Raw genomic sequence first — 916 nt, forward strand, 5'->3', positions numbered from 1 at the left:
TGATCTGCAGCCCGACTTCTTCCTGCGTCTCACGGCGTACTGCCTCCTCCAAGGTTTCGCCGACTTCAACAAATCCAGCAATCAGGCTGTACATCTGGGTTTTATTGCGGGCATTTTTCGCCAGCAGAATTTCATCTGTACCCCGGGTGATGATGGTAATCACGCAAGGATTCACCCGCGGATACTGGTTATAGCCACAGGATGGACAGACCATGGCATACTGGCTGGCGTGCTGCTGGGTAGCATGGCCGCATTTACTGCAAAAGCGGTGATTACGGCGCCATTCCAGTAACTGTACCGCACGGCTGGCCTGTTCAAACTGCGGCCTGCTCCAGACCTGTACCAGTTGCCGGATCGGGACCAGTTGATAACCTTCGGGCACTATTTCATCTTCTTTTAGATCGCGTGCAATGACCTGGCCATTTTCCGACAGGTTCAGGTCGTGCTGCAGTCTTTCCACCTGCGGCAACTGGAAATGATCATCCACCAGCAATTGCTGCTGTCTAAAAATATACGCTTTTGAATGCATGCTCATGACAATCCCCGGATTAAAAAAAATCCCATACAGAGGGGTGTATGGGACAAAACTAAGGAAGCTTACATGGAGTAACTTCATGGAACATACTAGGCGCACGCTGCCTGAATTACAACCATAATAATTTGTATCTTTTTGATTAAAATAACATAATTTTCACACCAATTATGCCTTCAGGAATAATGCGAAGCGAGTTTCATCAACTGGCTGTAGCATTATAGAGATGAACAGTCTGTTATTGTAGCAATTATGATTTCTGTGCAATGTCAGCAGATCATCTGGTCGAGCTGAATTGACTGAACATGAGGGCTGATCTTTATTTTCACAAAAAATTGAACTGGCTGGCTTTACACTAGGCTATCTTTCATCGGGTCTGGAATG

At 46.5% G+C, this 916-nt stretch carries 1 protein-coding gene; it reads right to left on the bottom strand.

Annotation, left to right across the window (positions count from 1 at the left end; translation table 11 throughout):
• On the bottom strand, positions 1–535 hold a 535-nt coding region (locus tag ACNPNW_RS04245; protein WP_448766572.1), incomplete at its 3' end, for an NAD(+) diphosphatase.
• Between the last annotated feature and the right edge of the window lie 381 nt (positions 536–916).

The organism is Acinetobacter endophylla, assembly GCF_053543775.1.